The following is a 26,586-nucleotide window of genomic DNA, read 5'->3' as shown; positions in this document are numbered from 1 at the left end:
GGCACCCCTCATGACCGCCACCGTGACCACCGACAGCCTGACGGATAAGTCGGACAGGGTGACGAGCCGGGGCAGCGGGGGTGCGCGCAGGAGGCTGCCGCGCATCCCCGACCGGATACGCCAGGGCGGACTGCCCTATCTCCTGCTCCTGCCGGCCGTCCTGCTCGAACTCCTCGTCCATGTGATTCCGATGATCATCGGAATCGTGATGAGCTTCCGCCAGTTCACGCAGTTCTACATCAACAACTGGGGCGGGGCGCCCTGGAACGGCTTCGACAACTACAAGATCGCCGTCGACGTCAACGCCCCGATCGGCGAGGCACTGCTCCACTCGTTCTTCGTCACCTGCGTCTTCACGTTCTTCGCCGTCGGCCTGGCGTGGCTGTTCGGGGTCGCGGCGGCGATCATGCTGCAGGAGAACTTCCGCGGCCGGGGCTTCCTGCGGGCGGTCTTCCTCGTCCCGTACGCCCTGCCGGTCTACGCGGCCGTGATCACCTGGGCCTTCATGTTCCAGCGCGACAACGGCCTGGTCAATCACGTGCTCCACGACCAGCTCGGGCTCACCGACCAGCCGTCCTTCTGGCTGATCGGCGACAACAGCATCTACGCGCTGATCATCGTCTCGGTCTGGAAGGGCTGGCCCTTCGCCTTCCTGATCGTGATGGCCGGGCTCCAGAACATCCCGCGCGAGCTGTACGAGGCCGCCTCGATCGACGGCGCCGGCATCTGGCAGCAGATCCGCAAGATCACGCTGCCCTCGCTGCGCCCGGTCAACCAGGTCCTCGTGCTCGTCCTCTTCCTGTGGACGTTCAACGACTTCAACACCCCGTACGTGCTGTTCGGAAAGGCCGCCCCCGAGAACGCGGACCTGATCTCGATCCACATCTACCAGTCCTCGTTCGTCACCTGGAACTTCGGCACCGGCTCCGCGATGTCCGTGCTGCTCCTGCTGTTCCTGCTGGTCGTGACGGCCGTCTACCTGTTCATCACCTCACGCGGAAGGAAGGGTGCCGATGCCTAGCCCTGCCCAGCCGTCCGCACTGCCGGCGAAGGCGGGAGCGCGGCGGCGGAACCGCTCCCCGATGGCCGCCCCGCGGTCCTTCCTCTGGGTCCGCCGGGCCGTCCTGGCCTTCCTGACCCTCTTCGCCCTGCTGCCCGTCTATGTGATGATCAGCAGCTCGCTCAAGCCGCTCCAGGACGTGTCCGGGAAGTTCCACTGGATTCCGTCCGGGCTGACGGTCAAGCCCTACCTCGACATCTGGAAAACCGTCCCGCTGGCCCGCTACTTCGTGAACTCCCTGATCGTGGCGGGCGCGGCGACGGTCCTCTCGGTGATCATCGCGGTGTTCTCGGCGTACGCGGTGAGCCGCTACAGGTTCCGCGGCAAGCGCGCCTTCACCGTGACGGTGCTGTCCACCCAGATGTTCCCGGGCATCCTCTTCCTGCTGCCGCTTTTCCTGATCTTCGTCAACATCGGCAACAGCACGGGCGTCGCCCTGTACGGCTCGCGCGGCGGTCTGATCCTCACGTACCTGACGTTCTCGCTGCCGTTCTCCATCTGGATGCTCATCGGCTACTTCGACTCGATCCCCCGGGATCTGGACGAGGCCGCGCTCGTCGATGGCTGCGGGCCCGTCCGCGCCCTGTTCAAGGTCGTGGTCCCGGCCGCCGTGCCCGGCATCGTGGCCGTCGCCGTGTACGCGTTCATGACGGCCTGGGGCGAGGTCCTCTTCGCCTCCGTCATGACCAACGACACCACCCGCACACTGGCCGTCGGCCTCCAGGGCTACGCCACCCAGAACGACGTGTACTGGAACCAGGTCATGGCCGCCTCGCTCGTCGTCAGCGTGCCGATCGTCGCCGGCTTCCTGCTCCTGCAGCGCTACCTGGTGGCCGGCCTGACCGCGGGAGCCGTCAAGTGACCGCTTCGGAAAGGAAGTCCGTGAACGACCTCAGCGCCCTGCCGGCCGGCTTCACCTGGGGCGTCGCCACCGCCGCGTACCAGATCGAGGGAGCCGTGGCCGAGGACGGCCGCGCCCCCTCCATCTGGGACACGTTCTCGCACACCCCGGGCAAGGTGGCCCGCGGCGACACCGGCGACGTGGCCTGCGACCACTACCACCGGGTCCCGGAGGACATCGGCCTGATCAAGGAGGTGGGGGCGAACGCCTACCGCTTCTCGCTCGCCTGGCCGCGCATCGTGCCCGGCGGCGACGGACCGGTCAACGCGGCCGGCCTCGACTTCTACGACCGGCTGGTGGACGGGCTCCTCGACGCCGGGATCACCCCGTTCGCCACGCTCTACCACTGGGACCTGCCGCAGGCCCTCCAGGACCGGGGCGGCTGGACCGTACGGGAGACCGCGGAGCACTTCGCCGCGTACGCCTCGGTCGTCGTGGAACGCCTCGGGGACCGGGTCAAGGACTGGGCGACCCTCAACGAGCCCCTGTGCTCGGCGTGGATCGGCCACCTGGAGGGCACGATGGCACCGGGTCTCACCGACCTGACCGCCGCCGTCCGGGCCTCCTACCACCTGCACCTGGGCCATGGCCTCGCGGTCCGGGCGATCCGGGGCATCTCCCCCGACGCCCGGGTCGGCATCGTCAACAACCTCAGCCCCGTGGAGGCGGCCACCGACCGCGAGGCGGACCGGGCGGCGGCGGTGCGCGGCGACGGCCACACCAACCGCTGGTGGCTCGACCCGATCCTCGGCCGCGGCTACCCGCAGGACATGGTCGACCTGTACGGAGTCGAACTCCCCGTCCAGGAAGGCGACATGGACCTGATATCCGCGCCGCTGGACTGGCTGGGCGTCAACTACTACTTCCGCCAGGTCGTCACCGCCGACCCGTCCGGCCCGGTCCCGCACGCCAAGCAGGTCTACCTGCCCGGTTCCCGCCACACCCACATGGACTGGGAGGTGCACGCCGAGGGCCTGGAGCAGCTGCTCCTGCGCCTGACCGAGGAGTACGGCGTCGAGCGCGTCTACGTCACGGAGAACGGTTCGGCCTACCAGGACGTCGTACTCCCCGACGGCTCGGTGCACGACTTCGAGCGCACGCAGTACCTGGAGGAACACCTCGCGGCCTGCGCCCGGGCCGTCCGCAAGGGCGCCCCGCTGGCCGGCTACTTCGCCTGGTCGCTGCTCGACAACTTCGAGTGGGCGTACGGCTACGACAAGCGGTTCGGCCTGGTCCACGTCGACTACGCGACCCAGCGCCGCACGGTCAAGACCAGCGGCCGGCGGTACGCGGAACTGATCCGCGAGGCGAGCACCGCCCGGACCCGCGACACCGCCTGACGTACCATCAGGCGCCCCGGCAGCCCCCGGCCGCGACGGATCACCGCCGCCGCCGGGGGTTTCGGGCTGCCGGACACCGCGACCGGGGGACTCGTGACCACGGCAGGGACCGCTACGCCCCGCCCGTCGCCGCCGCCCAGTTCGACAACAGGAAGTGCAGGCCCTCCACCGCCCGCTCCCACGAGGTCTGAACGGGCCGCGCCGCCTCGAAGCCGCCCTCGGCCTCCAGGTCCGTGAAGCCGTGGAAGGTGCTGCGCAGCAGCCGTACCGCGTCGGTGAGGTCCGGGTCGGCCAGGCCGTACGCGCGCAGCATCGCGGAGATGGTGCGGATGGTGCGGTGGTACGCGGGCGCCTCGGCGACGACCGCCGGGTCGACGCGGTAGCGCGTGGCGGCGTACCGGCCGGGGCACTCCAGGGCGAAGGCGCGGTAGGCGTCGGCGAACGCGACCAGCGCGTCCTTGCCGGCCCGGCCGGCCACCGCCGCCTCGATGCGGTCGATGAACTCCTCGGCGGCCAGGAGCGCGACGCGGGTCCGCAGGTCGCCCAGGTTCTTGACGTGGGAGTAGAGGCTGGCGTCCTTGACGCCGAAGCCCCGGGCCAGTGCGGAGATGGTGACCTTGTCAAAGCCCGCCGCGTCCGCCAGATCGGCCGCCGCCGCCACGACCCGGTCGGTCGTGAGCCCCGCGCGCACCATGTCCACCCCTGCCGACGTGTTTCCTAGACCCCTTAGCTTTACGCCTCGCCGAATATACACAGAGGCCCGCGCCGACGGCGGGGGCGGGACGAAGTGATGGCCGGGCGCCACTGCGGGAGAGCGCTCTCCTTGCGGGTGAGTCGGCCTCTCGCCGCTGTTGCTGGAGGGCGGGGACCGGCCCGGTGGACACACGGATGCGGGGGCCCCGACCGTGCCGGGGCCCCCGCACCTCAGCGGATCAGCTGGTGGGGAAGTTGTCCGGGGTGCTGATCCGGGACTTGAGCAGCGCGCCCGACTCGGTCAGCACGCCGCTGCTGCTGTAGTCGCCGCCGTCGCAGGTGCCCGGCTTGAAGGCGGCACTGCTCTCATTGGCGTCCGAGTAGGTCCAGTTCGCGTAGCTGATCTTCAGCTGGTCCAGCAGGTCCAGCCAGGCGGTGGTGCTCGAACGGTCCAGCGTGCCGCCACCGGTGGCGCTGACCGTGCCGAACTCCGTCACGAAGAGCGGAAGTTTCGAGGCGGCCCGGCTCACCGTCGCCCGGTAGTTGTCCTTGTGGCTGGCGGCGTAGAAGTGGAACGCGTACATGATGTTGGTGGCGTTGACGGGGCTGTTGACGACCTCGCTCTCGTTGGAGCCGTCCGACACGCCGAGCGACGACCAGCCGCGCGTGCCGACGATGACGACCGCGTCCGGGTCGGCGGCCCGGATGACCGGGATGACCTGCTCGGCGTAGCTCTTGATGCCGGCCCAGCTCACACCGTTGGGCTCGTTGGCGATCTCGTAGATGACGTTCTTCTTCGAGGCGTTACGGGCGGCGACGGACGCGAAGAAGGTCTTGGCCCGCTGCAGGTTGTAGTTCGGGTCGCCCGGCGTGAGGGTGTGGAAGTCGATCAGGGCGTACATGCCACGGGCCTCGGCCATGTCCACCAGGCTGTTGACCTTGCTGGTGAAGCCCGCCGGGTCGGTCTCGTAACCGTCCTCCTGCACATACATGGCGGTCCGCAGCAGGTCCGCCTTCCAGTCGTTCGCCAGCGCGTCCAGCGACGCGTTGTTGTAGCACTGGCTGAACCACTGGAGGCCGTGCGTGCTCATGCCGCGCAGCTGGATGGGGCGGTTGTACTGGTTGCACAGGTTCACACCGCACACACGGAGCTGACCGTTGGTCTCCACCGGGGTGCCGTCCCCCGTGGTGGGCGGCGGGTCGTCGTCGCCCCCGCCGCCGCCGACGCTGCCCGTACAGGCGACGCCGTTGAGCGTGAAGCCCGTGGGCGCCGGGTTGGAGCCCGAGAAGGCGCCGACGAAGCCCAGGTCCGCCGTGCCGCCGGTGGCCAGGGTGCGGTTCCAGTCGACGGGGGCGGCGGTGACCGTGGAGCCGGACTGCGACCAGGTGGCGTTCCAGCCCTGGACCACCTTCTGGCCGGAGCCGGCAAAGGTGAACTTGAGCTGCCAGCCGCTGACGGAGTCACCCAGGTTGGTGACCTTCACCCCGCCCTGGAAGCCGCCCTCCCACTGGCTGGCGACCGTGTACTCCACCTTGCATCCGGTGGCCGCCGCCGCCGGGGGGCCGGCCAGGACCGTCAGGCCCGTGGCCGTCGCACCGGCCGCCAGTAGCGCCAAGAAGCGTTTCACAGCATTTCTCCTCGTTCGAAGGGAACAACTGAGGAACAACTGGATGGGAGCGCTCCCAGAACCCATCGGCCCGAGACCGTACACGCCACGGAGGCCCACGCATAGCCATCCGACGCTGTCATGCACAAATAAATCTGGGAGCGCTCCCAGGCCGCAGGCGCGATCGCGCCGTCAATTGCTCCGAGTCCTTCGGCCGTCCGCCCTCCGGGCCGTAGGATCGGTGGCTCTTGGGGGTGGTCCATGCTGAACAGGGGTTCCGGCACGCCGACGCTGGAAGAGGTGGCGGCGCTCGCCGGGGTGGGCCGGGGGACGGTCTCCCGAGTGATCAACAACGCCGCGGGCGTCCGGGAGTCCACCCGGCGCGCCGTGCAGCGCGCCATCGACGAACTGGGTTACGTGCCCAACCTGGCTGCGCGCTCCCTGGCCGGACAGCGCGCGGGCGCCGTCGCCCTGGTGATGACGAAGACGGACTGGCGGCTGTTCGGGGAGCCGTTCTTCTCGGAGATCGTGCGCGCGGTCGGGGAAGCCCTGGACGAGCGCGGCGTGCAGCTGCTGCTCACCCTCGTCCGCACGGACACCGAACGGCAGCGGCTCCTGGAGTACGTGCGCGGCGGCCGGGTCGACGGGGTGCTGCTGATGTCGGTCAGCGCCGAGGACCGGTTGCCGGACATGCTCGCGGACGCGGGGGTACCCACGGTGCTGCTCGGCCGGCGCTCGGGCGACGAGCGGGTCACCTATGTGGACGCCGACAACGTCGGCGGCGCGCGGGACGCGGTCGGCCATCTCGTGCGCGGCGGGCGCAGGACCATCGCCGCGATCGCCGGTCCGCCCGAGATGTACGTCGCCCAGTGCCGGCTGCGCGGCTACCGGGAGGCCCTGCGCGAGGCGGGCTGCGCCGAGCCGCCATCCCTGGTGGCCCAGGGCGACTTCACCGAGGCCAGCGGGCGGCGCGCGATGGCCCGCCTCATCGAGCGGCACCCGGAGGTCGACGCGGTGTTCGCCGCGTCGGACAGCATGGCGGCCGGGGCGCTGGCCGCGCTGCACGCGGCGGGGCGGCGGGTGCCGGAGGACGTGGCGGTGGTCGGCTTCGACGACTTCGAGCTCGCCGAGCAGACCGACCCGCCGCTGACCACGGTCCGGCAGCCGATGGAGGAGATCGGCCGGGCGCTGGTGCGGCTGCTGCTGGAGGAGATGAGCCGGCCGAAGGTCGCCTGGCACCACGTCATCCTGCGGACGCGGCTGATGGTACGTCAATCAGCCTGACGTGGCATGTAGTTGGCGGGTGGGTGCGGGCGGGTGCGCGAGCCGCGGCCCGTTTCAGCCGATGCCGTCCACAGGGTTGTCAGGGACACGACCGTCCCCTACAGTCCCCTACCAACACACATATGGGAGCGCTCCCATCGACACCCCTCCGCCTCCCCCCACGGCCCCCGCACCCCGCAGAAGGAGACACCATGGCACGACGTAGAACACAACTCGCCTCCCTGGCGGCGGTGCTGGCGACACTGCTCAGCGGTATCGCCTTCACCCTGCTGGGCCAGGGCAGCGCGCAGGCCCACGGTGTCACCATGTCGCCGGGATCGCGCACCTACCTCTGCTGGCTGGACGCCAAGACCAGCACCGGCTCCCTGGACCCGACCAACCCCGCGTGCAAGGCCGCGCTCGCGGAGAGCGGCGCGAGCTCCCTGTACAACTGGTTCGCCGTGCTCGACTCCAACGCCGGCGGCCGGGGCGCGGGCTACGTGCCGGACGGCACGCTGTGCAGCGCCGGCAACCGTTCCCCGTACAACTTCACCGGCTACAACGCGCCGCGCGGCGACTGGCCCCGTACGCACCTCACCTCGGGCGCCAAGATCGAGGTCGACCACAGCAACTGGGCCGCGCACCCGGGCGCCTTCCGGGTGTACATCTCCAAGCCGGGGTACTCGCCCACCACCGAACTGGGCTGGGACGACCTGGAGTTGATCCAGACCGTGACCAACCCGCCCCAGGTGGGCTCGCCGGGCACCGACGGCGGTCACTACTACTGGGACCTGACGCTGCCCTCGGGCCGCTCGGGTGACGCGGTGATGTTCATCCAGTGGGTGCGCTCGGACAGCCAGGAGAACTTCTTCTCCTGCTCCGACATCGTCTTCGACGGCGGAAACGGCGAGGTCACCGGCATCCGCGGCTCGGGCAGCACGCCCGACCCGGACCCGACCGACCCGACCCCGGACCCGACGGACCCGACCCCGGACCCGACGGACCCGACCGACCCGCACACCGGGTGCATGGCCGTCTACAAGGTGACCAACTCCTGGAGCGGCGGCTTCCAGGGCTCCGTCGAGGTCATGAACCACAACACGACGGCGCTCAACGGCTGGGCCGTGCAGTGGAAGCCCGGCACCGGCACCAAGGTCAGCAGCGTGTGGAGCGGGGTGCTGAGCACCGCGTCCGACGGCACGCTGACGGTGAGGAACGCCGACTACAACCGGTCGATCCCGCCGGACGGCAGCGTCGCCTTCGGCTTCACGGCGACCTCGACGGGCAATGACTTCCCCGTCGGCTCGATCGGCTGCGTCACCCCGTAGCCCCTGACGCGGTGGGCGGCGGTTCCCGGACGGCACGGGAACCGCCGCCCTCTTGCCGCGACCTCACGGGCCCCAGCCCCGTGACCGCCCTGCCACTCACCTGTGGCCCCGATTGGCCGGGTACGGTGGTCTCTGTCCGATCATGTTCCGCCGGACGGGCCCGGAGGCCGCGTGACACTCGACATCAACGAACCGTTCGGTCAGAACTGGACGCACGCGGCGCAGTTCGGCATCGCGTTCGTCCTGTCGTGCGCGATCGGCATCGAGCGTGAGATCCGCCAGAAGGCGGCCGGTCTGCGCACCTACACGATCGTCGGCCTCGGGGCCGCGCTCTTCACACTCGTCAGCAAGTTCGGCTTCTCCGACGTCGTGGTGACCGGCCAGGTGGAGCTGGACCCGTCACGCGTCGCGGCCCAGATCGTGTCCGGGCTCGGCTTCATCGGCGGCGGCGTCATCTTCGTCCACCGGGGCTCGGTGCGGGGTCTGACCACGGCGGCCTCCATCTGGCTCACCGCCGCCGTCGGCTGCGCGGCCGGCGCCGGGCTGCCCGTGCTGGCGACGCTGGCCACATGCGCGTACTTCCTGGTGTCCTACGGGGTACGCCCCCTCGCCCACCGGCTTCCCGCCCTGCGCAACGCGTCGATCGGCTACCGCATCACGTACACCGAGGGCGTCGGAGCCCTGCGCGAGCTGGTCAACCACTGTACGGAGACGGGGTTCGCCGTGTCCGAGCTGACCACGCTCTCCGGCTCCGGCAGATACCGGCGGCGTCGCCCGCAGGACGCCGAGGGGACCGTGGAGATCGCGCTGAGCGTGCAGGGGCGGGGCGACCCCGACGCGCTGACGGCACGGCTGGCGGGCACGGCCGGGGTCCTGGCGTGCAGCCGGAGCGACCTCAACGACGAGTGACGCCCGGTCCCGCGCGTGCGGGTGCTCGTATGCTCGGCTGCCATGACGAGCCGTGCCGCCCTCCCGCCGGAGCCCTCCGTCGCGCTGCGCGAGGTCCTCGCCTTCGACGACGGGGGCAGCCTGCGGCTGCTGCTCGCCCCCGCCGGCCGCGACGTCGGGGTGCGTGGTGTGGCCGTGGGCGACGAGGGCCCGGCCCGGTCCCTGGACGGCTGCCTGGTCCTGGTGACCGGTGCGCCCGCCTCGTCCCCCGGAGCCGCCGCCCCGGTCCGGGACGCCGCGCGGCGCGGCGCGACCGGCGTGGTGCTGCGCGCCGTGGAAGGGGTGGCCGCCGCGCCGCAGGTGCTCGCCGCCGCCGAGGAGGCGGGCGTCGCCCTGCTCACCCGCGCGGAGTGGGCCGACTGGACGGACGCCGCCGCGCTGCTGCGTTCCGCGCTGGCCTGCGCCCGGGCGGGCGCCGAGGACGGGGCCGCGGGGCGGACGGCGGCCGGGGGGCCGGAGAGCCTGAGCGCGCTCGCGGCGGCCGTCGCCGAGTACACCGGCGGCTCGATCACCATCGAGGACACGCGGCTGCGGGTCCTGGCCCACTCCGCCACCGGCCCCGACGCCGACGCACTGCGCCGGTCCACCATCCTGGGCGGCCGGGTTCCCAAGTGGCGGGTCGCCGAGCTGCGGCGCAGCGGGATGCTCCGGACGCTGTGGACGTCCCGGGACGTGATCCACCGCGCGGCCGACGCCGACGGACCCGAGCGCCTGATCATCGCGGTCCGCAGCGGCCCGGAGGTCCTCGGCTCGATCTGGGTGGCCGGCGACGGACGCCCACTGCGCCCGGACGCGCCGGACGCGCTGCGGCGGGCCGCCGAGGTCGCCGCTCCCCTGCTGGTGCGGCACCGGCTGCGGGAGAGCGGCGCCGCCCGCCGCAGCCAGCTCGCCCTGCGCGGACTGCTGTACGGGGAGGGGGACGCCCGTACGCACGCCTGGTCGCTCGGCCTCTCCCCCGACGCCGCGTGCGCGGTCGTGGTCGCCGAACCCCTCACCGCCGCGCCCGGCCCCGGCGACCGCGCGCTCGATGTGGCCGCGCTCCAGGCGGCGACGTACCGTCCGTCCGTGCGGGTGCTGCGCGACGGCGACCGGCTGCTGGTGCTGCTGCCCGTGGACGCCGGGGCGGACCGGGGCGCGGCGGCGCTGGCCCGGGAGCTGGCGGGCCAGGCCCAGGACGCCGGGGTGCTGGCGGGGGCCGGGCCGGTGGCCCCCGGGGCGGCCGGGGTGCGGGAGTCGTGCGACGAGGCCCTGCTCGTCGTGCGGGTGCTGCGCGAACGGGCGGCGGCGGGGGGCACCCAGCGGTCGGCGGACGCGGCGGGCGTGGGCCCCTCGCTGGACGTCGCCCGGATTCTGGACGCCGCCCGGCCGGTCTGGGAGGCGGGGCGGGGGCCCGTGCACGCATTGGTCCGGGCGGACCGGGCGGCCGGGGGCGAGTTGGTCCGCTCGCTGGCCGCCTATCTCGACGCGTCGGGGGACGTCGCGCGGGCGGCGGCGCGCCTGGTCGTCCATCCGAACACGCTGCGCTACCGGCTGCGGCGCGCCCGGGAGCGGTTCGGGGTGGATCTGGACGACCCCGACACCAGGCTCCTGGTGACGCTCGCGGTCCGGCTCAGCCGGTAGGTTGCGGTCTGTCCGTACGGCTGTGGGCCCGTTCCCCGCTTGTCCGGACCGACAAACGGGAGCACCGTTCTTGGCCGCCCGGACAGAGACCTGGGGGCAGTCATCGCCGACTCTGGCTCCATGAGCCTTTCATCGCCCTCCCCCACCCCGTCCCCCTCGGCCCCGGCGGGCTCCGCGCGCGTCGCGGCCGTGGTCCGCCACGCCGTGGCCGCCGGTCTGCTCGGCGAGGCGAGCCCGGTCGCCGGTTTCATCGACACGGACGGCGTGCGCGCGTCGGTCGCCGCCCTGCACGAGGCGTTCCCCGGGGCGCCCGCCGTGCTGCACACCTTCGCCGCGAAGGCGTCCTCGCTGGTCCCCGTGTTGCGGCTGCTCGCCGACTGCGGGATGGGCTGCGAGGTCGCGAGCCCGGGTGAGCTGCGGCTCGCGCTGGACGCCGGGTTCGCGCCGTCGAAGATCGTGCTGGACTCCCCCGCCAAGACCCGGGACGAGATCCGGCGGGCCCTGGCCGTGGGCGTGGCGGTCAACGCGGACAATCTGGACGAGGTGGACCGGATCGCTTCGCTGCGCCCGGCGGATGCGGTGTCCGCCATCGGTCTCCGGGTCAACCCGCAGGTCGGCGGCGGTTCGATCGGCGCGATGAGCACGGCCACGGCCACCTCGAAGTTCGGCGTGGCGCTGTTCGACCCCGGCGCGCGCGAACGGGTGGTGAGGGCGTTCGCCGCGCACCCGTGGCTGACCCGGCTGCACGCCCATGTCGGTTCGCAGGGCTGCTCCCTGGAGCTGATCGCGGCGGGGATCGCCGAGACGTACCGGCTGGCCGAGGAGATCAACGAGACGCTGGGCCGCCGGCAGGTCACCGGGCTCGACATCGGCGGCGGCCTCCCGGTCAACTTCGCCGACGACGAGGTACGCCCCTCCTTCGCGGCGTACGCGGCGGCGCTGCGGGCGGCCGTGCCCGGCCTCTTCGACGGGCGGTACGAGCTGGTCACCGAGTTCGGGCGGTCCCTGCTCGCGAAGAACGGCTTCATCGGCGCGCTGGTCGAGTACACGAAGGACGCGGGCGGCCGCCGCATCGCGCTGACCCACGCCGGTGCGCAGACCGCCACCCGTACCGTCTTCATGCCGGACGCCTGGCCCCTGCGGGTCGGCGCCTTCGACGCCGGAGGACGGCCGAAGGACGGGCCCGTGGTGGTCCAGGACATCGCGGGACCGTGCTGCTTCGCCGGGGACGTCGTCGCGCACGCCCGGGAGCTGCCCGAGCTGAGGGCGGGCGACTACGTGGTGCTGTACGACACGGGCGCGTACTACTTCTCCACCCCGTGGTCGTACAACAGCCTCCCGCGCCCGGCGGTGTACGGATTCGGCCTCGGCGGTACGAGTGACGGCCAGGACCCCGTGGTGCGGTTCGCGCCGGTACGCGACGCCCAGACGCTGGACTCGGTCTCCGCCGAGAGCGGCCTCGCACACGCCGACGCGTTGCTCGGCCTGGGGAGCTGACCCGGGGGTCCGCACGCTTTCGAGGGCGCGCCAGAATTTAGTAGCCATGGACATAATATCCATGTACTGTATTTCCCATGAGCAATGCGATCGAGGGCGCGACCCCGGGTTTTCTGATCTGGCGCCTGTCCATGAAGTGGCGGGTGGCCATCGACCGGGCGCTGACACCGCTCGGTCTGACGCACGCGCAGTACTCGCTCGTCGCCTCCCTCCAGGGCATGGAGCACGCGGGGCTGCGGCCGAGTCAGCGCGTACTGGCGGACCACACCGGACTCGAAGCGCTCTACGTCTCGAAACTGGCCCGCGCCCTGGAGGCGGCGGGCCTGGTCGAACGGACCACCGACCCCTCGGACAGCAGGGCCGTCCGGCTCGCGCTGACCGAGCAGGGCCGCGCGACGACCGGCCGCGCGGTCACGGTGGTGCGGGAGCTCGCGGACGGGCTGCTCGCACCCCTGGGCGGTCTCGGCGGCAAGGACACCGAGGCGTTCACCGAGGCACTGACGGCCCTGCTCGACGTGCCGGTTCCCCCAGTCACCGCTTCCCACGAGGAGTAGTCATGACCACCACACCCACTCTCAACGGCCAGGTCATCGGCATGGCCCACTACGCCACCCGCGCCGTCGCCGAACGGCTGCTGACGCAGGGCATCACCTTCCACCAGTCGCTGGCGCTCAACGCCGTCGACGCCAAGGGCGGGACCGTCGAGCGCGTGCGACTGGTCGAGCGCCTGACCGGCGCGGCCAAGCTGGACGTGGCCGTGGCGGAGCGGACCATCACGGAGCTCACGTCCGCCGGGCTCCTGGCGGAGCGCGACGGGGACGGTCCCCTGCTGGCGCTGACCCCCGCCGGTGAGTCGCTGGTACGCACCCACCGGGCGGCCCTCGCGGAAGTCACGGCCAAGCTCTACGGGGACCTGCCGGCCGAGGACCTGGCCGCGGCGGGCCGGGTCCTGACCGAGGTCACCGCCCGGGCCGACGCGATGCTGGCCGCCGGCTGACGGCGTACCGCCGCCGGGGCCCGCCGGTCCGCCGGGTCAGACCGGTGACGGCTCGGGCTCGGGTGGCGGCACCGGGTCGGGGTCCGGCGTGGGCGGCTGCGGGATCGGGTCGGGCGCGGGCCCCGGCGGAGTGGGCGAGGGCGGCGCGGGCGGCGTCGGTGCCGGGGGTGTGGGCGCGGGCGGGGTCGGCGCCGGTGGCGTCGGCTCCGGCAGCGGACCCGGGGTCGGCGCCGGAGGGACGGGGTCGGGGAACGGATGAGTCATCTCGGGCCTCCGAACGATCGGGGGTGGACCTCTTCCACCGTCTCCCGGAGCGGCTGCCCGCGCCCGGTGAGCCCATACGTACGGACGCGGAACACCGCTGCGTACGGCCGGCGCGCGCGGCCCCGCCGGGTCACCGCCCCGCGGCCACCACGGCGGCGGCCAGGCCGGAGCGCGGGCTGGACAGGACCGGGATGCGGGTGGTCGTACGCTCGGCCGCGCCGGCCATGGAGCCCTGGGCGAGCACGATGACGTCCGCGTCGCGCACCGCGTCGGCCGAGGCCGCCACCAGGTCGAGGAAGCCGTCGTGGTCCCCCGCCGTGAAGCGGTCCCAGGCCCCCTCCACCAGCACGGTGCGCACGTCCGCTCCCGGCAGCCCGGCGCCGGCCGCCTCATCGGTGAGCAGGGCGCGGGTCGGCTCCAGGGTGGAGGCGAGGGCGGCGAGGACGGTGACCCGGCCCGCCCGGACGGCTGCCGCCGCCATGGGCCGGTCCACGCGCAGCACCGGGACGCCGACCGCGATCCCGGCGGCTTCCGCGACGGCCCCGATGGTCGAGCAGGTGCAGAGCACCGCGTCCGCCCCTCCCGTCACCAGGTCCGCGACCACCGCCTCCACCTCGTCCGCCACCGCCTCGGGCCCCAGCGCCGCCGCCGTGGTCAGCAGCTCTACCCGCACGGCGTGGCGCAGGATCGTTCCCGGGTGGCCGGCGTCGCGCAGGGCGTCGAAGACCGGGACGTGGACCGGCGAGGTGTGCAGCAGCGCGAGCGTCATGACGGGCCGGCTCGTCCTGGTTCAGTACAGCTCGGGGTGCGTGGCGAGCTGTGCCTTCGCACGCTCCACCAGCGCTTCGGGCGCCTCGGGAGCCTCGTCCACATGGCGCGAGGCCCACTTGGCGGCGTAGGGGCACAGCGGCACGACGGGCACGCCCTCACGCCCCGCCATGGCGTAGAACTCCCTGACCAGGGCGCCGCCGATGCCCCTGCCCTCGTGCCCGGCCCCCACCACCGTGTGGACGGCGACGAGCCCGGCCGGCTCCCCGTCCAGCACGAAGTACGCGATGACGCCGACGGCCTCGCCGTCCTCGTACGCGGACAGCCTGCCGGCCGCGCGGTCGTCACGGATCTCGGGCCCGGTCTGCTCTGCCATGGCGGATTGCCCTTCCTTCGACGAGCCGCCTCAGCGCGCCGCGGGCACCGCGTGCGGACTGCGCTCGGTGTCACTGCCCGGCACGGGCGCGGAGGCGTCGGCACCGAGTGCGACGATGCGGTTGTCCGCGTCGACGTGCACGATACGCGGGACGAACGCCCGCGCCTCGGCATCCTCGACCTGGGCGTAGCTGATGAGGATGACCAGATCACCCGGGTGCACCAGGTGGGCGGCTGCCCCGTTGATCCCGATCACCCCGGAACCGCGCTCGCCCTCGATGACGTAGGTCTCCAGCCTGGCCCCGTTGTCGATGTCCACGATGTGCACGAGCTCACCGGGAAGCAGATCCGCGGCCTCCATCAGCTCGGCGTCGACGGTGACGGAACCCACGTAGTGCAGGTCGGCCTGGGTCACGGTGGCGCGGTGGATCTTGGACTTGAACAGAGTACGCAGCACGTGGGACTCCTCCGAGATGGCTCCCTGCCTGCTCTTTGCAGGTCAAGGGCGGTCTCCACTGTACACCGGCACACCTCGAACGATGCTTGTGAGGAACATCGCTCCGGTCAGTCGGCATGGCTTCCTACCTGGGCTTTCCCTTCGCACCGGCGTCTGTTGGGGAGACCGCCCTGGAACGGGCGGGGGCTCATGCTGACCTACCTCATGAGCCGTCAAGCATGCGGAAGACCCCTCGGCACACACGATTGACGTGCACCCACGCACCAGCGACCTGTCGGGCACCGACCCCGCTCCGGCTCACGGAGCACGGCCCCTTCGGCCGTCAACCGGTCGACGCCCGACCGCTCCACCGACGCCGGCCAGCCCGGGCCGAAGCCAAGAGTTCATCCGCCGGCCAAGGGCCTGATAGCACCGGAGCCCGTACGGGGCTACCACGTGCAAGTGAAGGACTACGCCTGGTTCCAGGAGTCCCTGGCCCACACCGCCGGCGGCGGGCCGCATGACCTTCACCGGCTCCGGCCACGCCACTGCCCGGCACCTGACCGACCGGCAAGGCCGCGAACGCTTCACCGGCCTCGAGCATGCGGCCAGCATGAGCATCCAGGACGCCGCCCACACCCTTTTCGGCAACGAGTACGTCTTCCACCTCAACGGCCCCCGCGTCGAAGCGTACGCACCATCGTGACGATCTCCAACGCCAGAGGCTCGCCATCGGCAGTCAGCGCCTTCGTCGTGCAGGCAAGAGACGGGATACGGAACACGCCCTCTTCGGCCATCGGCCGGTCGGCGTCGGCCGCTCCGCCGTACAGGGCGGCCCCCGACCGTGGACGGCTCCGGGTTGGAACTCTGCCGACTGCAGCGCATCCTCTCGTTGCACCGACGGTGGAGCAGATGGACGCGACGACCGCCCCTCAGGCGTTCTCGTCGTGGATCCGTGCGCCCAGGTCCTCCGCCCACTCCAGCGCCCACGCCTTGAGTTCTACGATCTGCCGGGAGGTGAGCCCGTACGCGAAATAGTCCTCGTCCTCGTACCAGTCCGCGCCGATCAGCCGGTCCCGGAGGTCTTCGAGACTGAACTCGTCGTGGACACGACGGCGGCCCAGGGATTCGAGGCCGGCGGTGGAGTGGTGGCGGGAGGCGGCCTGGACGTCGATGAGGCCGCGGACGGTGCCGCGGTCGGCGAGGGCACGGACCTTGGTGCCGATCACGTCGTCGAGGGAAAGAACGGGGCCGTAGGGGGTCTGAGCGGGCGGAGCCCAGAACGCCTCCTTGAGGACGTCGACCTCGCACTCCTCGCCGGTGTCCGGATCGGTGGCGAGGAACCGGCCGCTGAGCGGATCGGTCTGGACGTGCGTGGTCCGCCATCCGCGCGCGCTGAGGCCTGCTGTGAGTGCGGCGACGATCTCCTGCATCGGAGCGGGGTTCTCGGTGGCGACGTCGAGGTCGCGGCTGAAGCGTTCGACCAGACCATGGGCCTGCACGGCGTATCCGCCGGTGAGGACCAGGGGGTAAGGGGAGCCGAGGTCGAGGATGTCGGCGAGGAGACGCTCGTGCAGCGGAGTGAGCTTCACGCAGCGGCCGTGTCGGCCAGAGCGGTGCGACGCAACTCGGGGAAGGCATCCTCCCAGACTTCGCGGATGTAGGGACTGATCAGGCGCCGCAGCACGGGCCACTGCTCGGTGAGCAGCCGGTGGTGCAGGAGGGTCACCAAATCCTCGCGCAGCCCCTCGGCGAGGACGGTTCGGTAGAGCGTCATGCGGGACTTCGGACGGTCCAGGCTGTAGCTCGTCCGCCCGGACCAGACGATGTGGAGCGGAAGGTCCACATCGCCCTCGACGGGGCCGATCAGCTCCCGCAAGCGCTCGGGCAGGCGGCTGCGGTAGCGGTCCCGCAGGACCTCGGCGCGGGGGGCGGTGATCGTCGTGTCCATGCATCCAGTATCGCTGCTGGGAGGCGACGGCATGGCGGATACGGGGCTCCCCTGTCGTACGTACGGGTCGGACGGCCGACCGCCCATCCCTCGGGCATCTCGCCCATTGGGCGCTCGGCACATCATCGCCTACCCGCACAGGCCCCCAGGTGGCGCGGCAACCGGCTGCCCCGCAGGCCCGGGACCGGCCTCGCTCGCGGGCGCGGGTGATCATGACGCAGTAGGTCACGCGGAGGGCCGCCTCAGCAGAGTCGGCTGCGGCTTCGGTCTCGGTATCTGAAATGACGACGGTGCCGAAGCCGGGGCCCATGGCTCAGCGCATACCGCAGAAGAGCTGCCGAGTAACGCAGCGCACGTCCCGAGCGGGAGCCAGACACCTGTGTCCAGGTCCCCCGTCACAGCAGCCACCTGGACAGCGAGCTGGGATGCTCCCGCTCTCCCGACCGCTTCCCTTGGTGACTCATCCCAGCAGCTCTGCGCTGATCCGGTCCCAACCGGGTCGCGGGCCGTCGATCGTGCGTACGGTTGTGAGCAGGCGGCCGTCGAGGAAGGTGTCGAGCCGGTCGCCCGCTGGACTGATCAATCGCTTTCGCTGCTCGTGGCGGTTCAGCTCTACGGGCTCTTGCAGGATTCCAACGAGTACTTCGTGGCGTGCCTCGCCCAGGACGTCGCCGCGGATCCAGCGTCCACGGACGGGCACGCCTTGAAACGTCCCGAGTTGGTGCGCCTCCCGGTCGAAGGCCCGGCTCATCGCTTCCTCGGCCGCCGGGCCGACCTTGCGGATGGCTTCTCTCGCGGCTGCCTGACCTGTGATTCCAGGAAGCGTCATTTCGTGGTCCTCGTCCGGGAGCGCATCCACATCGTCGAGGATCATGTCGGCTTCGCGCCGGCGGTCGGGACGTGGGACGTGGAACTGCCACGGCTTCTGGTCCGTGGTGACCTTGAGCAATCCGGTCTTGAGACCCTTCGAGGCAGCGGATTGCTCGGGGAGGAAGATGTCGACGTACACGCCCCCTGGGCCCAGCCAGACCCAGCTCATGAAGTAGTCGTGATCGCCATGGGCGACGGACCACTGAGCGAGCTTCTGCAGACGCTCCCTTTGATCCGTCGTACCTTTCCCCGCCGGGAACATCTGCTTGGCGCGGCGCCGTCGCCCGCGTGCTTCTCCGGCAACAGGTCCAGCGGCCAGGTCATACAGAAGGTCCGGCCTCACTCCGGTCTGCGCGTAGACGCCGCCGAGCTTTCCCGGCAGCACGTCGAAGCTGCTGAGGCCGCCAGTCGTGTGGGACCAGTCGAAGAGGACTTCGCTGGCCGCGCTCATCACTCCGAGCCCGGTGCACTCGCTGACGAAGCGCTGGATGTGGAGGGCGCTGGAGTCGAGAGCGGAGCAGTCGACTCTCAGTGGCCCCTTGCCCTGCCCGTCGAGGATGTAACTCAGCAGCAGGCTGATCTCGTGGTCGCGCACACTCTTGTCGACCGTCTTGCGCAGGTCGCAGGCGAGGGCGTTGACGTTGACCATCGCGGCCAGGGAGACGGGGATCGGTCCCTGCGCGATCTCCCTGGCCTCGACGGCCTCCGCGCCGGCCTTCCCCTTCTGGACCGTGAAGCGCCACACCCTGGCGTGCACCGTGCTCATAGGGCAACCCTACGATCTTCTGTTCGCGGTGACCGACGCGGTTCCCGTCTTGGCCGCCGGTCGAGGGCCGGGGTCCGGATCGCCATCCAGGAGGGCCTGGATGCTTCTCTTGGCGCGGGCCTCATCTCGGGCCAGAGGGTCCTCACCGCGTGACCGACCCGGGTCGCGCCATGGGCCCAGCCGGCCACTTTGCCCGGTAGCAACCGTGAGCACCGCTCAGCAAGCACGTCTTGCCACGAACGTTCGGCCTGTCTCATACGCCCGTCCGGCGTGAACCGGCCGAAGAAGTAGACCTCGGTGACGAGGTCCTTGCCGCGTTGCGAGGAGTGCATGGTGTACCCGGCACAGAGCCAGTAACCGCCCGGGAATTCGGGCCGGTCACCGAACGGGCCCTGGGTCGGCTCGGCGAACTCACCGACCTCGGGGCGGGGGCGCGCGTCGCGGCGGGGGTGCGCCTCGCCGGGGGGGGCGCGTCGCGGGAGGGGTGCGCGTCGCGGGTACGCGCTGCGGGGGGCCACCGCCGCTGCGGCGGTGACCCCCGGGCTGTCAGCGGATGCGTCGTCGGGTGAGGAGGCCGACGGCGGCCCGCATCAGGACGACAGCGTCCAGCGCTGGTTGCTGCCGTTCGCGCAGGAGTAGAGCTGGAGCTGCGTGCCGTTGGCGGTGCCGGCTCCCACGGCGTCGAGGCACAGTCCGGACTGGACTCCGACGATGGTCCCGTCGGAGTTGAGGCGCCACTTCTGGTTGTCGCCGCCCCAGCAGCTGTAGATCTGGATCTTGGCGCCGTTGCCGCTGCCGGCGGCGTCCAGGCACTTGTTGCCGTAGACCCGGAGCTCACCGGCGGCGGTCTGTTCCCACTTCTGGTTGGTGGCGTTGTGGCAGTCGTACAGCTGGACCGCGGTGCCGTCCGACGTACTGGAGTTGGGCACGTCCACGCAGCGGCCCGAGCCGACGCCCTTGAGCTGTCCGCTCTGTCCGCCCTCCTCGCCGCCGTCGCCGTCACCCGGGTCGGTGGACGAGCCGCTGTTGAGCGCGTTCAGGACGGAGGTGTAGGCGGCCTTCTTGCTGCCGTCGTTGTTGAACAGCAGCGGTGTGTCGCCGGACCGCCAGGAGTCGCTGTCGCGTACGCCCCAAACGGTGATGCCGAGGCAGCGCGAGACGGCCAGGCAGTCGTTGACGACGTTGGCGTACGTCGAGCCCGAGGCGCCCTGGATGTCGAGCTCGGTGATGGCGACGTCCACGCCGAGGGCGGCGAAGTTCTGCAGCGTGGTGCGGAAGTTGCTGTTGTACGGGCTGCCGCTGTTGAAGTGCGACTGGAAGCCGACGCAGTCGATCGGCACACCGCGCTGCTTGAAGTCCTTGACCATGTTGTACATCGCCTGGGTCTTGGCCCAGGTCCAGTTCTCGACGTTGTAGTCGTTGTAGCAGAGCTTGGCACTCGGGTCGGCGGCGCGCGCGGCCCGGAAGGCGGCCTCGATCCAGTCGTTGCCGGTGCGCTGCAGGTTGGAGTCGCGGCGGGCCCCCGAACTGCCGTCGGCGAACGCCTCGTTCACGACGTCCCACTGGGCGATCTTGCCCTTGTAGTGGCCCATCACACCGTTGATGTGGTCGATCATCGCCTGGCGCAGCGTGCTGCCGCTGAGGCTCTGCATCCAGCCGGGCTGCTGGGAGTGCCAGGCCAGCGTGTGGCCGCGCACCTTCTTGCCGTTCTGCACCGCCCAGTTGTAGACGCGGTCGGCCGAGCTGAAGTTGAACTGGCCCCGCTGCGGCTCGGTCGCGTCGATCTTCATCTCGTTCTCCGCGGTCACCATGTTGAACTCGCGGGAGGCGATGGAGGTGTACGCCGAGTCGCCGAGCTTGCCCGAGGCGATGGCGGTGCCGAAGTAGCGTCCGCTCTGCGCCGCGGCGGCACCGAGCGTGGTCTCGGCGGCGTGCGCCTGCGACGGCGCCACCAGCGCGGCGGACGCGCCCAGGACGCCGACGAGCAGCGCCGGGAGCAGTGCGCGGAGCGGCCGGCTGAGAGCGGATCTCGGAAGGGCGTAGGAGCCCATGGCTGTGCCTCCTCGGTAGGGGGATCGCGGAAGGACCGGAGCGGGGTGGACCGCGTGGCCCGCCCAGGAACGGATGATTGAGGGTTTGACCGTGGATCGTCAATACTTCGTACCAAGAATGTTTCTGAGCTTCGCTCGAAATATTTCGGACCTCGTCAGTCGAGTTCCGTGCGAGAGAATCCGCCCGACACCTTGACTGTGAGCGCTAACATTCCTAGCTTGTGGCACCACACAACGGGCCGTTCTCGAAATATTTCGACGATGTTCCGTGCCCTCGCATCCCGCCCCCAGGAGGTCCCTGATGCGGTTTCGCCTTTCGTTCCCAACCCGTCGGGGACGGCTGCTCGCCGTCCTCGCGCCCTTGTTGCTCGTCGCCGCGTTCCTCGGCGCCGAGCCCGCGGCTGCCGCGACCGTCGACCCCAACGCCTCGTACGTCCTCGTCAACCGCAACAGCGGCAAGGCGCTGGACGTCTACAACCTGGCGACCAACGACGGTGCCCGCATCACCCAGTGGTCCCGGAACGATCAGGCCCAGCAGCAGTGGCAGTTCACCGATTCCGGGGACGGCTACTACCGCGTCAGGTCCCGCCACTCGGGCAAGGTGCTCGACGTCTACAACTGGTCGACCGGGAACGGCGGTTCAATCGTCCAGTGGACCGACCTGAACGCCGCCAACCAGCAGTGGAAGCTGGCCGACAGCGGTGACGGCTACGTCCGGCTGATCTCGCGCCACAGCGGCAAGGCCCTCGAAGTGCAGGGCGCGTCCACCGCCGACGGCGCGAACATCGTCCAGTACGACGACTGGGGCGGCGCCAACCAGCAGTGGAAGCTGGTGAAGGCCGGCGACGAGAACCCCGGCACCGGTACGTGTGAGCTCCCGTCCTCGTACCGCTGGAGCTCGACGGGCGCGCTGGCGCAGCCGAGGCCGGGATGGGCCTCGCTGAAGGACTTCACCGTCGTCCCGTACAACGGCAAGCAGCTCGTCTACGCGACGACGCACGACCTGGGGTCGAGCTGGGGGTCCATGAACTTCAGCCTGTTCACCGACTGGCCGGACATGGCGTCGGCCGGGCAGAACGCGATGTCCTCCGCGACCGTCGCCCCCACGCTCTTCCACTTCGCGCCGAAGAACATCTGGGTGCTCACCTACCAGTGGGGCGCGACCGCCTTCTCGTACCGGACGTCGAACGACCCCACCGACGCGAACGGCTGGTCGGCTCCGCAGACGCTCTTCTCCGGGAGCATCAGCGGCTCGGGAACGGGCCCCATCGACCAGACGCTCATCGGTGACGGGACGAACATGTACCTGTTCTTCGCCGGTGACAACGGCAAGATCTACCGGGCGAGCATGCCGATCGGGAACTTCCCGGGGAGCTTCGGTTCGTCCTCGACCGTCGTCATGAGCGACACGACGAACAACCTCTTCGAGGCCCCGCAGGTGTACAAGCTCCAGGGGCAGAACCGCTACCTCATGATCGTCGAGGCGATCGGTTCCCAGGGCCGCTACTTCCGCTCGTTCACGGCCACCAGCCTGAACGGGGCGTGGACGCCCCAGGCCGCGACCGAGAGCAACCCCTTCGCCGGCAAGGCGAACAGCGGCGCCACCTGGACCAACGACATCAGCCACGGCGAACTGATCCGCACCAGCGCCGACCAGACCATGACCGTGGACCCCTGCAACCTGCGGCTGCTCTACCAGGGCCGCAGCCCCCAGTCCGGCGGTGACTACGGTCTCCTGCCCTACCGCCCCGGTCTGCTGACGCTGAGCCGCTGACGGCACCGGGCCGGCCCTCCCGCGACGGACGCGCGGGAGGGCCGGTCGGGTCAGCGGGTGACGACGTGGCGTTCGTCGGGGACGCAGTGGGTCATCGTCAGGCCGGTGACGTCGCGCGGCGGGTTGTCGCCGAGCCGGGACAGGCGCTGCCGGTCCTCGTCGGTGAGGGTCTGGCCGGGCAGCGGCTCCAGGCCCTTGACGTCGGCGGGGGTGATGCGGAGCCCTTCGCCGATCTTGAGGCCCAGTTCGTTCTCCACGAGCAGGAAGTGCCAGACCATCCGCTCCTGGACCGGCCGGTCGCACTGCGAGAGCAGGTTGACGAGGTTGTGCACGAGGTCGTCGCGCTCCCACTGCTCCATCAGGCGGTAGCGCTGCCCGGCCTGCAGGTAGTCGTTGGTCCGGGGGATGCGCTTGCGGGTGAGCCGGCCGCGCACCTCCGGGCCGACCTCGTCGTCCCCGGAGTAGGGCGCCTCGCGCAGACCGCCGGTGATGGACGGCTCGTAGTTGACGATCGGGTTCCCGCCGCCCCCGTCCACGTGGTACGTCATCTGGCCATCGCGCTGGTTGGTGCGCACGGTGGCGTTCTTGGCCTGGTTGACCGGCAGTTGCAGGTAGTTGGGCCCGACGCGGTAGCGCTGGGTGTCGCTGTACGAGAAGGTGCGGCCCACCAGCATCTTGTCGTCGGAGAAGTCGAGCCCGTCCACCAGCACACCGGTGCCGAAGGAGATCTGGTCGTTCTCCGCGAAGTAGTTCTCCGGCATCCGGTCGAGGACCATCCGGCCGACCGCCCGGGGCGGGAAGTCCTGCTCGGGCCAGGTCTTGGTGTCGTCGAGCGGGTCGAAGTCCAGCTCCGGATGGTCGTGGTCGTCCATCAGCTGGACGAGCAGCTCCCACTCCGGGTGGGCACCGCGCGCCACGGCCTCGTACAGGTCCTTGGTGGCGTGGCCGAGACTGTCGGCCTGGACGTTGGCCGCGTCCTCCTCGGTCATGCTGCGCACGCCCGCCTTGGGCATCCAGTGGTACTTCACGAGGAACGACTCGCCGGCCTCGTTGACCCACTTGTACGTGTTGACGCCGAAGCCCTGCATATGGCGGTAGTCCGCCGGGATGCCGCGCGGGCTGAACAGGTTGACCAGCATGTGCATGGACTCGGGCGTCTGCGACATGAAGTCGAAGATGCGCCGGGGCTGCTGCTCGAACGTGACGGGGTCCGGCTTGAGCGCGTGGATCACGTCGGGGAACTTGATCGCGTCCCGGATGAAGAAGATCCCGAGGTTGTTGCCGACGAGGTCCCAGTTGCCGTCCTCGGTGTAGAACTTCACCGCGAAACCGCGCGGGTCGCGCGCCGCCTCGGAGGAGTCCCGGCCGCCGATGACGGTCGAGAAGCGCACCGCGACGTCCGTGCGCTTGCCGCGCTCCTGGAAGAGCTTGGCGCGGGTGAAGCGGGCGATGGGCTCGTCGCCGAAGGCGCCGTACGCCTCGAAGTATCCGTACGCGGTCACGCCCCGGGCGTGGACGACGCGCTCGGGAATCCGCTCGCGGTCGAAGTGGCTGATCTTCTCCAGGAACTGGTAGTTCTCCAGCGTGGCCGGGCCGCGGGCGCCGACGGTGCGCTGGTTCTGGTTGTCGTGGACGGGATGGCCCTGCCGGTTGGTGAGCGTCTCACGCGCGTCACCGGCCGCGGGGCCCCTGCTCGATACGTCCGTCACGTGCGTCGACTCCTTCGGTACGTGTACGTATGCGCCTCTTCATCAAGCTATGCGAGGTTTACGTACCCGGCAGGGCGGGCCGTCCGTGCGGGCGCGCGGACACGGCCTTCCCGCGCGGGGCGGGTTCGGCCGTTCGGGTCTCCCCCCGGGTCAGAGCAGCAGGATGATCGCGTACACCAGGAAGAACGCCGCGATGAGGAGTGTCACGCCGATGATCAGGGCCATCGGGACCTTGGCCCAGCCCTTCGGCGGGTTGTAGGCGGTGTCCTGGGGCCCCGCCCCCGACATGCTGCTCTCGCCGGGCGGGGTCTCCCCGGGCGGCACTCCGCCGCCGGGTTCCAGTCCTGTGGTCTCACGGGGGTCCGGATCCGGGTCCGGGGTCTGTGAAGGAGTCATGTGATCCACGTTCCCCGATGACCGCCTGGTCCGCCCGCCCACGGCGGAGAGGTGGCGCCGGGACCCCTGCGGTGGAACGGTCACATCGCGCGCCCGTGTCGGAAGCGCCGGACCGGGTACCGGTTTCTCCCTGGGCAGGAACGTCGGACCGGCCCGCCCGACCGGTACGGCGGCCGGGCGTCCGGGAACGGAGCAGCAGGTGACACGGAACGCGAAGGACACCGCCCCCGAGGGCGTCGGGGAAACGGCGCACCACGAGGCCCCGGCGCAGGAGCTGCCGCCGGACCTGAATCAGGCGATCCTGGAGGCGGCCAAGCAGGTCGCCGTGCTCCTCAAGCGCGGCGGGCACGCCTTCGCGCTGGCCGGCAGCGTCGCCGTCTACGCGCACGGCGGGACCGGGAACCTCCAGCACGACGCGGACTTCTGCGTCCTGCCCGACGACACGGACGCGGTCGCCGCCACGCTGCGGGAGGCCGGTCTTCCGGTGTTCGCGCCGCCCGAGGACTGGCTGCTCAAGGCCAAGTGCCTGGGCCAGGACATCGACCTCATCCACGAACTCGGGGGCCGGCCCGTCGGCCCCGAACTGCTCGGCCGGGCCGTTGACCTGTCCGTGGACTCGGTCCACATGCCGGTGCTGGCGCCGACCGATCTGATGCGGTCGCTGCTGGCCGCCTTCTCCGAGCACCACTGCGACTTCGGCGCCGTGCTGCCGATCGCCAGGCAGCTCCGCGAGAAGGTCGACTGGCCGGCGCTGCGCCGGGAGTTCGGGGAGTCGCCGATGCCGAGCGCCTTCCTCTACCTGCTGGAGCGCCTCGGCGTCATCGCCACGGAGGAAGCAGCCACGCAAGGAGGAGCACCATGAACGCCCCGCCGGACGTCGAGTACCGCATCGCCCATCTGAAGGAACGGCTCGCCGCGGAGGAGACGGCCGACCTCGGCATCCGTATCGAGAACCGCGGCTCGTCCGTGACGGTCATCGGAAGCGTGCCCAGCGCGCACTGCCGCGCGGAGCTGATGGACACGGTCAGCGAGGAGCTGGCCGGGCTGACGGTCCGCTTCGACGTGGTCGTGGCCGGGGCGGAGGCCCCGGACCGCCCGGAGGAGGTCATATGATCCGCGTCGCCGCCGTCGGGGACATCCATATGGGCCCGGACAGCCAGGGGGCCCTGCGCCCCGCGTTCGAGACGCTGGGCGACTGCGCGGACCTGCTGCTCCTGGCCGGTGACCTGACCCGCCACGGCACCCCGGAGGAGGCCCGGGTCGTCGCCCGCGAGGTCGCCGGGCTCCCGGTCCCGGTCGTCGCCGTCCTCGGCAATCACGACCACCACGACGAACGCCCCGAAGAGGTCACCGCCGTGCTGCGCGAGGCGGGCGTCCGGGTGCTGGAGGGCGAGGGCACCGTCGTCGAGGCCGGGGGCCGGCGGGTGGGGGTCGCGGGCACCAAGGGCTTCGGCGGCGGGTTCGCCGGGCGCAGCGGCGGCGAGTTCGGCGAGCCGCTGATGAAGGAGTTCATCCGGTACACCCGCCGCTGCGCCGACGGGTTGCGGACCTCGCTGGAGGAGCTGGCCGGACGGGGCTGCGAGGAGCGGATCGCGCTGACGCACTTCGCGCCGGTGCCGGACACCCTCGCCGGCGAGCCGCTGGAGATCTACCCCTTCCTGGGCAGCTATCTGCTGGCGGAGGCGATCGACGCGGCGGGCGCGGACCTGGCCGTCCACGGACACGCGCACGCGGGCACGGAGCACGGGATGACCAGTGGTGGCGTCCCGGTGCGCAATGTCGCCCAGCCCGTGATCCGCAAGGCGTTCCACGTGTACCACCTGCACGGCGACCGGAGCGGCGAGACCGCCTCGGCCGGCAGCCGCTAGGTCTCGCGTCCCCCGCGTACGCGGAGGGGGGGGGGGGGGGGGGGCCGCGCCCCCGCCGCCCCCCCCGCGCGCGCCCCCCGGCCCCCCCGGCGCCGCGCCGGCCC

At 71.1% G+C, this 26,586-nt stretch carries 26 protein-coding genes; 15 read left to right on the top strand and 11 right to left on the bottom strand.

Annotated features, from left to right (window positions below):
- Positions 1 to 10: 10 nt before the first annotated feature.
- Genes FKN01_RS27880 through FKN01_RS27870 form a run of 3 tightly spaced genes read left to right on the top strand, consistent with a single transcriptional unit; the run spans position 11 to position 3,301 of the window.
- Entirely contained in the window at positions 11 to 1,021 is a 1,011-nt protein-coding gene (locus FKN01_RS27880; protein ID WP_143625348.1) for a carbohydrate ABC transporter permease, read from the top strand.
- Positions 1,014 to 1,922, top strand: coding sequence for a carbohydrate ABC transporter permease (locus FKN01_RS27875; RefSeq protein ID WP_185993014.1), 909 nt, complete (start codon positions 1,014 to 1,016; stop codon positions 1,920 to 1,922). The genes FKN01_RS27880 and FKN01_RS27875 overlap by 8 nt, the downstream gene beginning before the upstream one ends.
- 20 nt (positions 1,923 to 1,942) lie before the next feature.
- The gene (locus tag FKN01_RS27870) at positions 1,943 to 3,301 is read left to right on the top strand and encodes a GH1 family beta-glucosidase (RefSeq protein ID WP_143625346.1); all 1,359 of its coding nucleotides are present in this window, start codon (positions 1,943 to 1,945) and stop codon (positions 3,299 to 3,301) included.
- Positions 3,302 to 3,413: 112 nt separating this feature from the next.
- On the opposite strand, the gene FKN01_RS27865 is transcribed toward FKN01_RS27870, so the two are convergent.
- The gene (locus tag FKN01_RS27865; protein WP_143625344.1) at positions 3,414 to 3,995 is read right to left on the bottom strand and encodes a TetR/AcrR family transcriptional regulator; all 582 of its coding nucleotides are present in this window, start codon (positions 3,993 to 3,995) and stop codon (positions 3,414 to 3,416) included.
- Positions 3,996 to 4,233: 238 nt separating this feature from the next.
- A complete protein-coding gene (locus tag FKN01_RS27860; RefSeq protein WP_185993013.1) occupies positions 4,234 to 5,622 on the bottom strand; it encodes a cellulase family glycosylhydrolase in 1,389 nt (462 codons plus the stop codon).
- A gap of 240 nt (positions 5,623 to 5,862) precedes the next feature.
- Between FKN01_RS27860 and FKN01_RS27855 the strand changes: the two genes are divergently transcribed.
- The 7 genes from FKN01_RS27855 to FKN01_RS27825 all read left to right on the top strand — a co-directional run bounded on the left by FKN01_RS27855 (position 5,863) and on the right by FKN01_RS27825 (position 13,254).
- Positions 5,863 to 6,885: a LacI family DNA-binding transcriptional regulator gene (locus FKN01_RS27855; protein ID WP_143625341.1), complete on the top strand. Its 1,023-nt coding sequence runs from the start codon at positions 5,863 to 5,865 to the stop codon at positions 6,883 to 6,885.
- Positions 6,886 to 7,076: 191 nt separating this feature from the next.
- Positions 7,077 to 8,192 (top strand): lytic polysaccharide monooxygenase, encoded by a 1,116-nt coding sequence (locus FKN01_RS27850; RefSeq protein WP_143625339.1) that lies wholly within the window; start codon positions 7,077 to 7,079, stop codon positions 8,190 to 8,192.
- A gap of 171 nt (positions 8,193 to 8,363) precedes the next feature.
- Entirely contained in the window at positions 8,364 to 9,101 is a 738-nt protein-coding gene (locus FKN01_RS27845; RefSeq protein ID WP_143625337.1) for an MgtC/SapB family protein, read from the top strand.
- 42 nt (positions 9,102 to 9,143) lie between these two features.
- Positions 9,144 to 10,760, top strand: coding sequence for a CdaR family transcriptional regulator (locus FKN01_RS27840; RefSeq protein ID WP_143625335.1), 1,617 nt, complete (start codon positions 9,144 to 9,146; stop codon positions 10,758 to 10,760).
- Between the two features lie 120 nt (positions 10,761 to 10,880).
- Entirely contained in the window at positions 10,881 to 12,257 is a 1,377-nt protein-coding gene (locus FKN01_RS27835; RefSeq protein WP_143625333.1) for a diaminopimelate decarboxylase, read from the top strand.
- A gap of 77 nt (positions 12,258 to 12,334) precedes the next feature.
- The gene (locus FKN01_RS27830; RefSeq protein WP_143625331.1) at positions 12,335 to 12,811 is read left to right on the top strand and encodes a MarR family winged helix-turn-helix transcriptional regulator; all 477 of its coding nucleotides are present in this window, start codon (positions 12,335 to 12,337) and stop codon (positions 12,809 to 12,811) included.
- 2 nt (positions 12,812 to 12,813) lie between these two features.
- Positions 12,814 to 13,254: a winged helix DNA-binding protein gene (locus FKN01_RS27825; RefSeq protein ID WP_143625329.1), complete on the top strand. Its 441-nt coding sequence runs from the start codon at positions 12,814 to 12,816 to the stop codon at positions 13,252 to 13,254.
- 394 nt (positions 13,255 to 13,648) lie between these two features.
- Here the strand turns inward: FKN01_RS27825 and FKN01_RS27815 are convergent, their stop codons facing one another.
- Genes FKN01_RS27815 through panD form a run of 3 tightly spaced genes read right to left on the bottom strand, consistent with a single transcriptional unit; the run spans position 13,649 to position 15,118 of the window.
- Positions 13,649 to 14,287: an aspartate/glutamate racemase family protein gene (locus tag FKN01_RS27815; RefSeq protein ID WP_143625325.1), complete on the bottom strand. Its 639-nt coding sequence runs from the start codon at positions 14,285 to 14,287 to the stop codon at positions 13,649 to 13,651.
- 21 nt (positions 14,288 to 14,308) lie between these two features.
- Positions 14,309 to 14,662 carry a GNAT family N-acetyltransferase gene (locus FKN01_RS27810; RefSeq protein WP_143625323.1) on the bottom strand — a complete coding sequence of 118 codons (354 nt, stop codon included), beginning with the start codon at positions 14,660 to 14,662 and terminating at the stop codon, positions 14,309 to 14,311.
- 30 nt (positions 14,663 to 14,692) lie between these two features.
- Positions 14,693 to 15,118 (bottom strand): aspartate 1-decarboxylase, encoded by a 426-nt coding sequence (panD, locus tag FKN01_RS27805; RefSeq protein ID WP_143625321.1) that lies wholly within the window; start codon positions 15,116 to 15,118, stop codon positions 14,693 to 14,695.
- Positions 15,119 to 15,617: 499 nt separating this feature from the next.
- On the opposite strand from panD, the gene FKN01_RS27800 reads away from it, so the two are divergent.
- Positions 15,618 to 15,803, top strand: a complete 186-nt coding sequence (locus tag FKN01_RS27800) for a hypothetical protein (RefSeq protein WP_143625319.1) — start codon at positions 15,618 to 15,620, stop codon at positions 15,801 to 15,803.
- 226 nt (positions 15,804 to 16,029) lie between these two features.
- Here the strand turns inward: FKN01_RS27800 and FKN01_RS27795 are convergent, their stop codons facing one another.
- The 4 genes from FKN01_RS27795 to FKN01_RS27775 all read right to left on the bottom strand — a co-directional run bounded on the left by FKN01_RS27795 (position 16,030) and on the right by FKN01_RS27775 (position 20,735).
- Positions 16,030 to 16,689, bottom strand: a complete 660-nt coding sequence (locus FKN01_RS27795) for a nucleotidyl transferase AbiEii/AbiGii toxin family protein (protein ID WP_143625317.1) — start codon at positions 16,687 to 16,689, stop codon at positions 16,030 to 16,032.
- The gene (locus FKN01_RS27790) at positions 16,686 to 17,048 is read right to left on the bottom strand and encodes a hypothetical protein (RefSeq protein WP_143625315.1); all 363 of its coding nucleotides are present in this window, start codon (positions 17,046 to 17,048) and stop codon (positions 16,686 to 16,688) included. Before FKN01_RS27790 ends, FKN01_RS27795 begins: the two co-directional genes overlap by 4 nt.
- Positions 17,049 to 17,508: 460 nt before the next feature.
- The gene (locus tag FKN01_RS27785) at positions 17,509 to 18,684 is read right to left on the bottom strand and encodes a hypothetical protein (protein WP_143625313.1); all 1,176 of its coding nucleotides are present in this window, start codon (positions 18,682 to 18,684) and stop codon (positions 17,509 to 17,511) included.
- Between the two features lie 590 nt (positions 18,685 to 19,274).
- Positions 19,275 to 20,735 carry an endo-1,4-beta-xylanase gene (locus FKN01_RS27775; protein WP_143625311.1) on the bottom strand — a complete coding sequence of 487 codons (1,461 nt, stop codon included), beginning with the start codon at positions 20,733 to 20,735 and terminating at the stop codon, positions 19,275 to 19,277.
- A 301-nt stretch (positions 20,736 to 21,036) separates the two neighbouring features.
- On the opposite strand from FKN01_RS27775, the gene FKN01_RS27770 reads away from it, so the two are divergent.
- Positions 21,037 to 22,509, top strand: a complete 1,473-nt coding sequence (locus tag FKN01_RS27770) for a non-reducing end alpha-L-arabinofuranosidase family hydrolase (RefSeq protein ID WP_143625309.1) — start codon at positions 21,037 to 21,039, stop codon at positions 22,507 to 22,509.
- Between the two features lie 50 nt (positions 22,510 to 22,559).
- Here FKN01_RS27770 and FKN01_RS27765 read toward each other — a convergent pair whose 3' ends face one another.
- Together FKN01_RS27765 and FKN01_RS27760 are read right to left on the bottom strand one after the other, a co-directional pair.
- Positions 22,560 to 24,218 carry a catalase gene (locus FKN01_RS27765; protein WP_143625307.1) on the bottom strand — a complete coding sequence of 553 codons (1,659 nt, stop codon included), beginning with the start codon at positions 24,216 to 24,218 and terminating at the stop codon, positions 22,560 to 22,562.
- Positions 24,219 to 24,368: 150 nt separating this feature from the next.
- Positions 24,369 to 24,614 carry a DUF6480 family protein gene (locus FKN01_RS27760; RefSeq protein WP_143625305.1) on the bottom strand — a complete coding sequence of 82 codons (246 nt, stop codon included), beginning with the start codon at positions 24,612 to 24,614 and terminating at the stop codon, positions 24,369 to 24,371.
- A gap of 199 nt (positions 24,615 to 24,813) precedes the next feature.
- On the opposite strand from FKN01_RS27760, the gene FKN01_RS27755 reads away from it, so the two are divergent.
- The 3 genes from FKN01_RS27755 to FKN01_RS27745 are packed head-to-tail and all read left to right on the top strand — an operon-like array spanning position 24,814 to position 26,482.
- Positions 24,814 to 25,476 (top strand): nucleotidyltransferase family protein, encoded by a 663-nt coding sequence (locus FKN01_RS27755; protein WP_260697040.1) that lies wholly within the window; start codon positions 24,814 to 24,816, stop codon positions 25,474 to 25,476.
- A complete protein-coding gene (locus FKN01_RS27750) occupies positions 25,473 to 25,727 on the top strand; it encodes a hypothetical protein (protein ID WP_143625303.1) in 255 nt (84 codons plus the stop codon). The genes FKN01_RS27755 and FKN01_RS27750 overlap by 4 nt, the downstream gene beginning before the upstream one ends.
- A complete protein-coding gene (locus FKN01_RS27745) occupies positions 25,724 to 26,482 on the top strand; it encodes a metallophosphoesterase (protein WP_143625301.1) in 759 nt (252 codons plus the stop codon). The genes FKN01_RS27750 and FKN01_RS27745 overlap by 4 nt, the downstream gene beginning before the upstream one ends.
- Positions 26,483 to 26,586 lie beyond the last annotated feature (104 nt).

Source organism: Streptomyces sp. 130, from assembly GCF_007096885.1.
Taxonomy (GTDB): Bacteria; Actinomycetota; Actinomycetes; order Streptomycetales; family Streptomycetaceae; genus Streptomyces.
The sequence above is the reverse complement of the archived record's forward strand: the minus strand, read 5'-3'. Positions and strand labels throughout refer to the sequence as shown.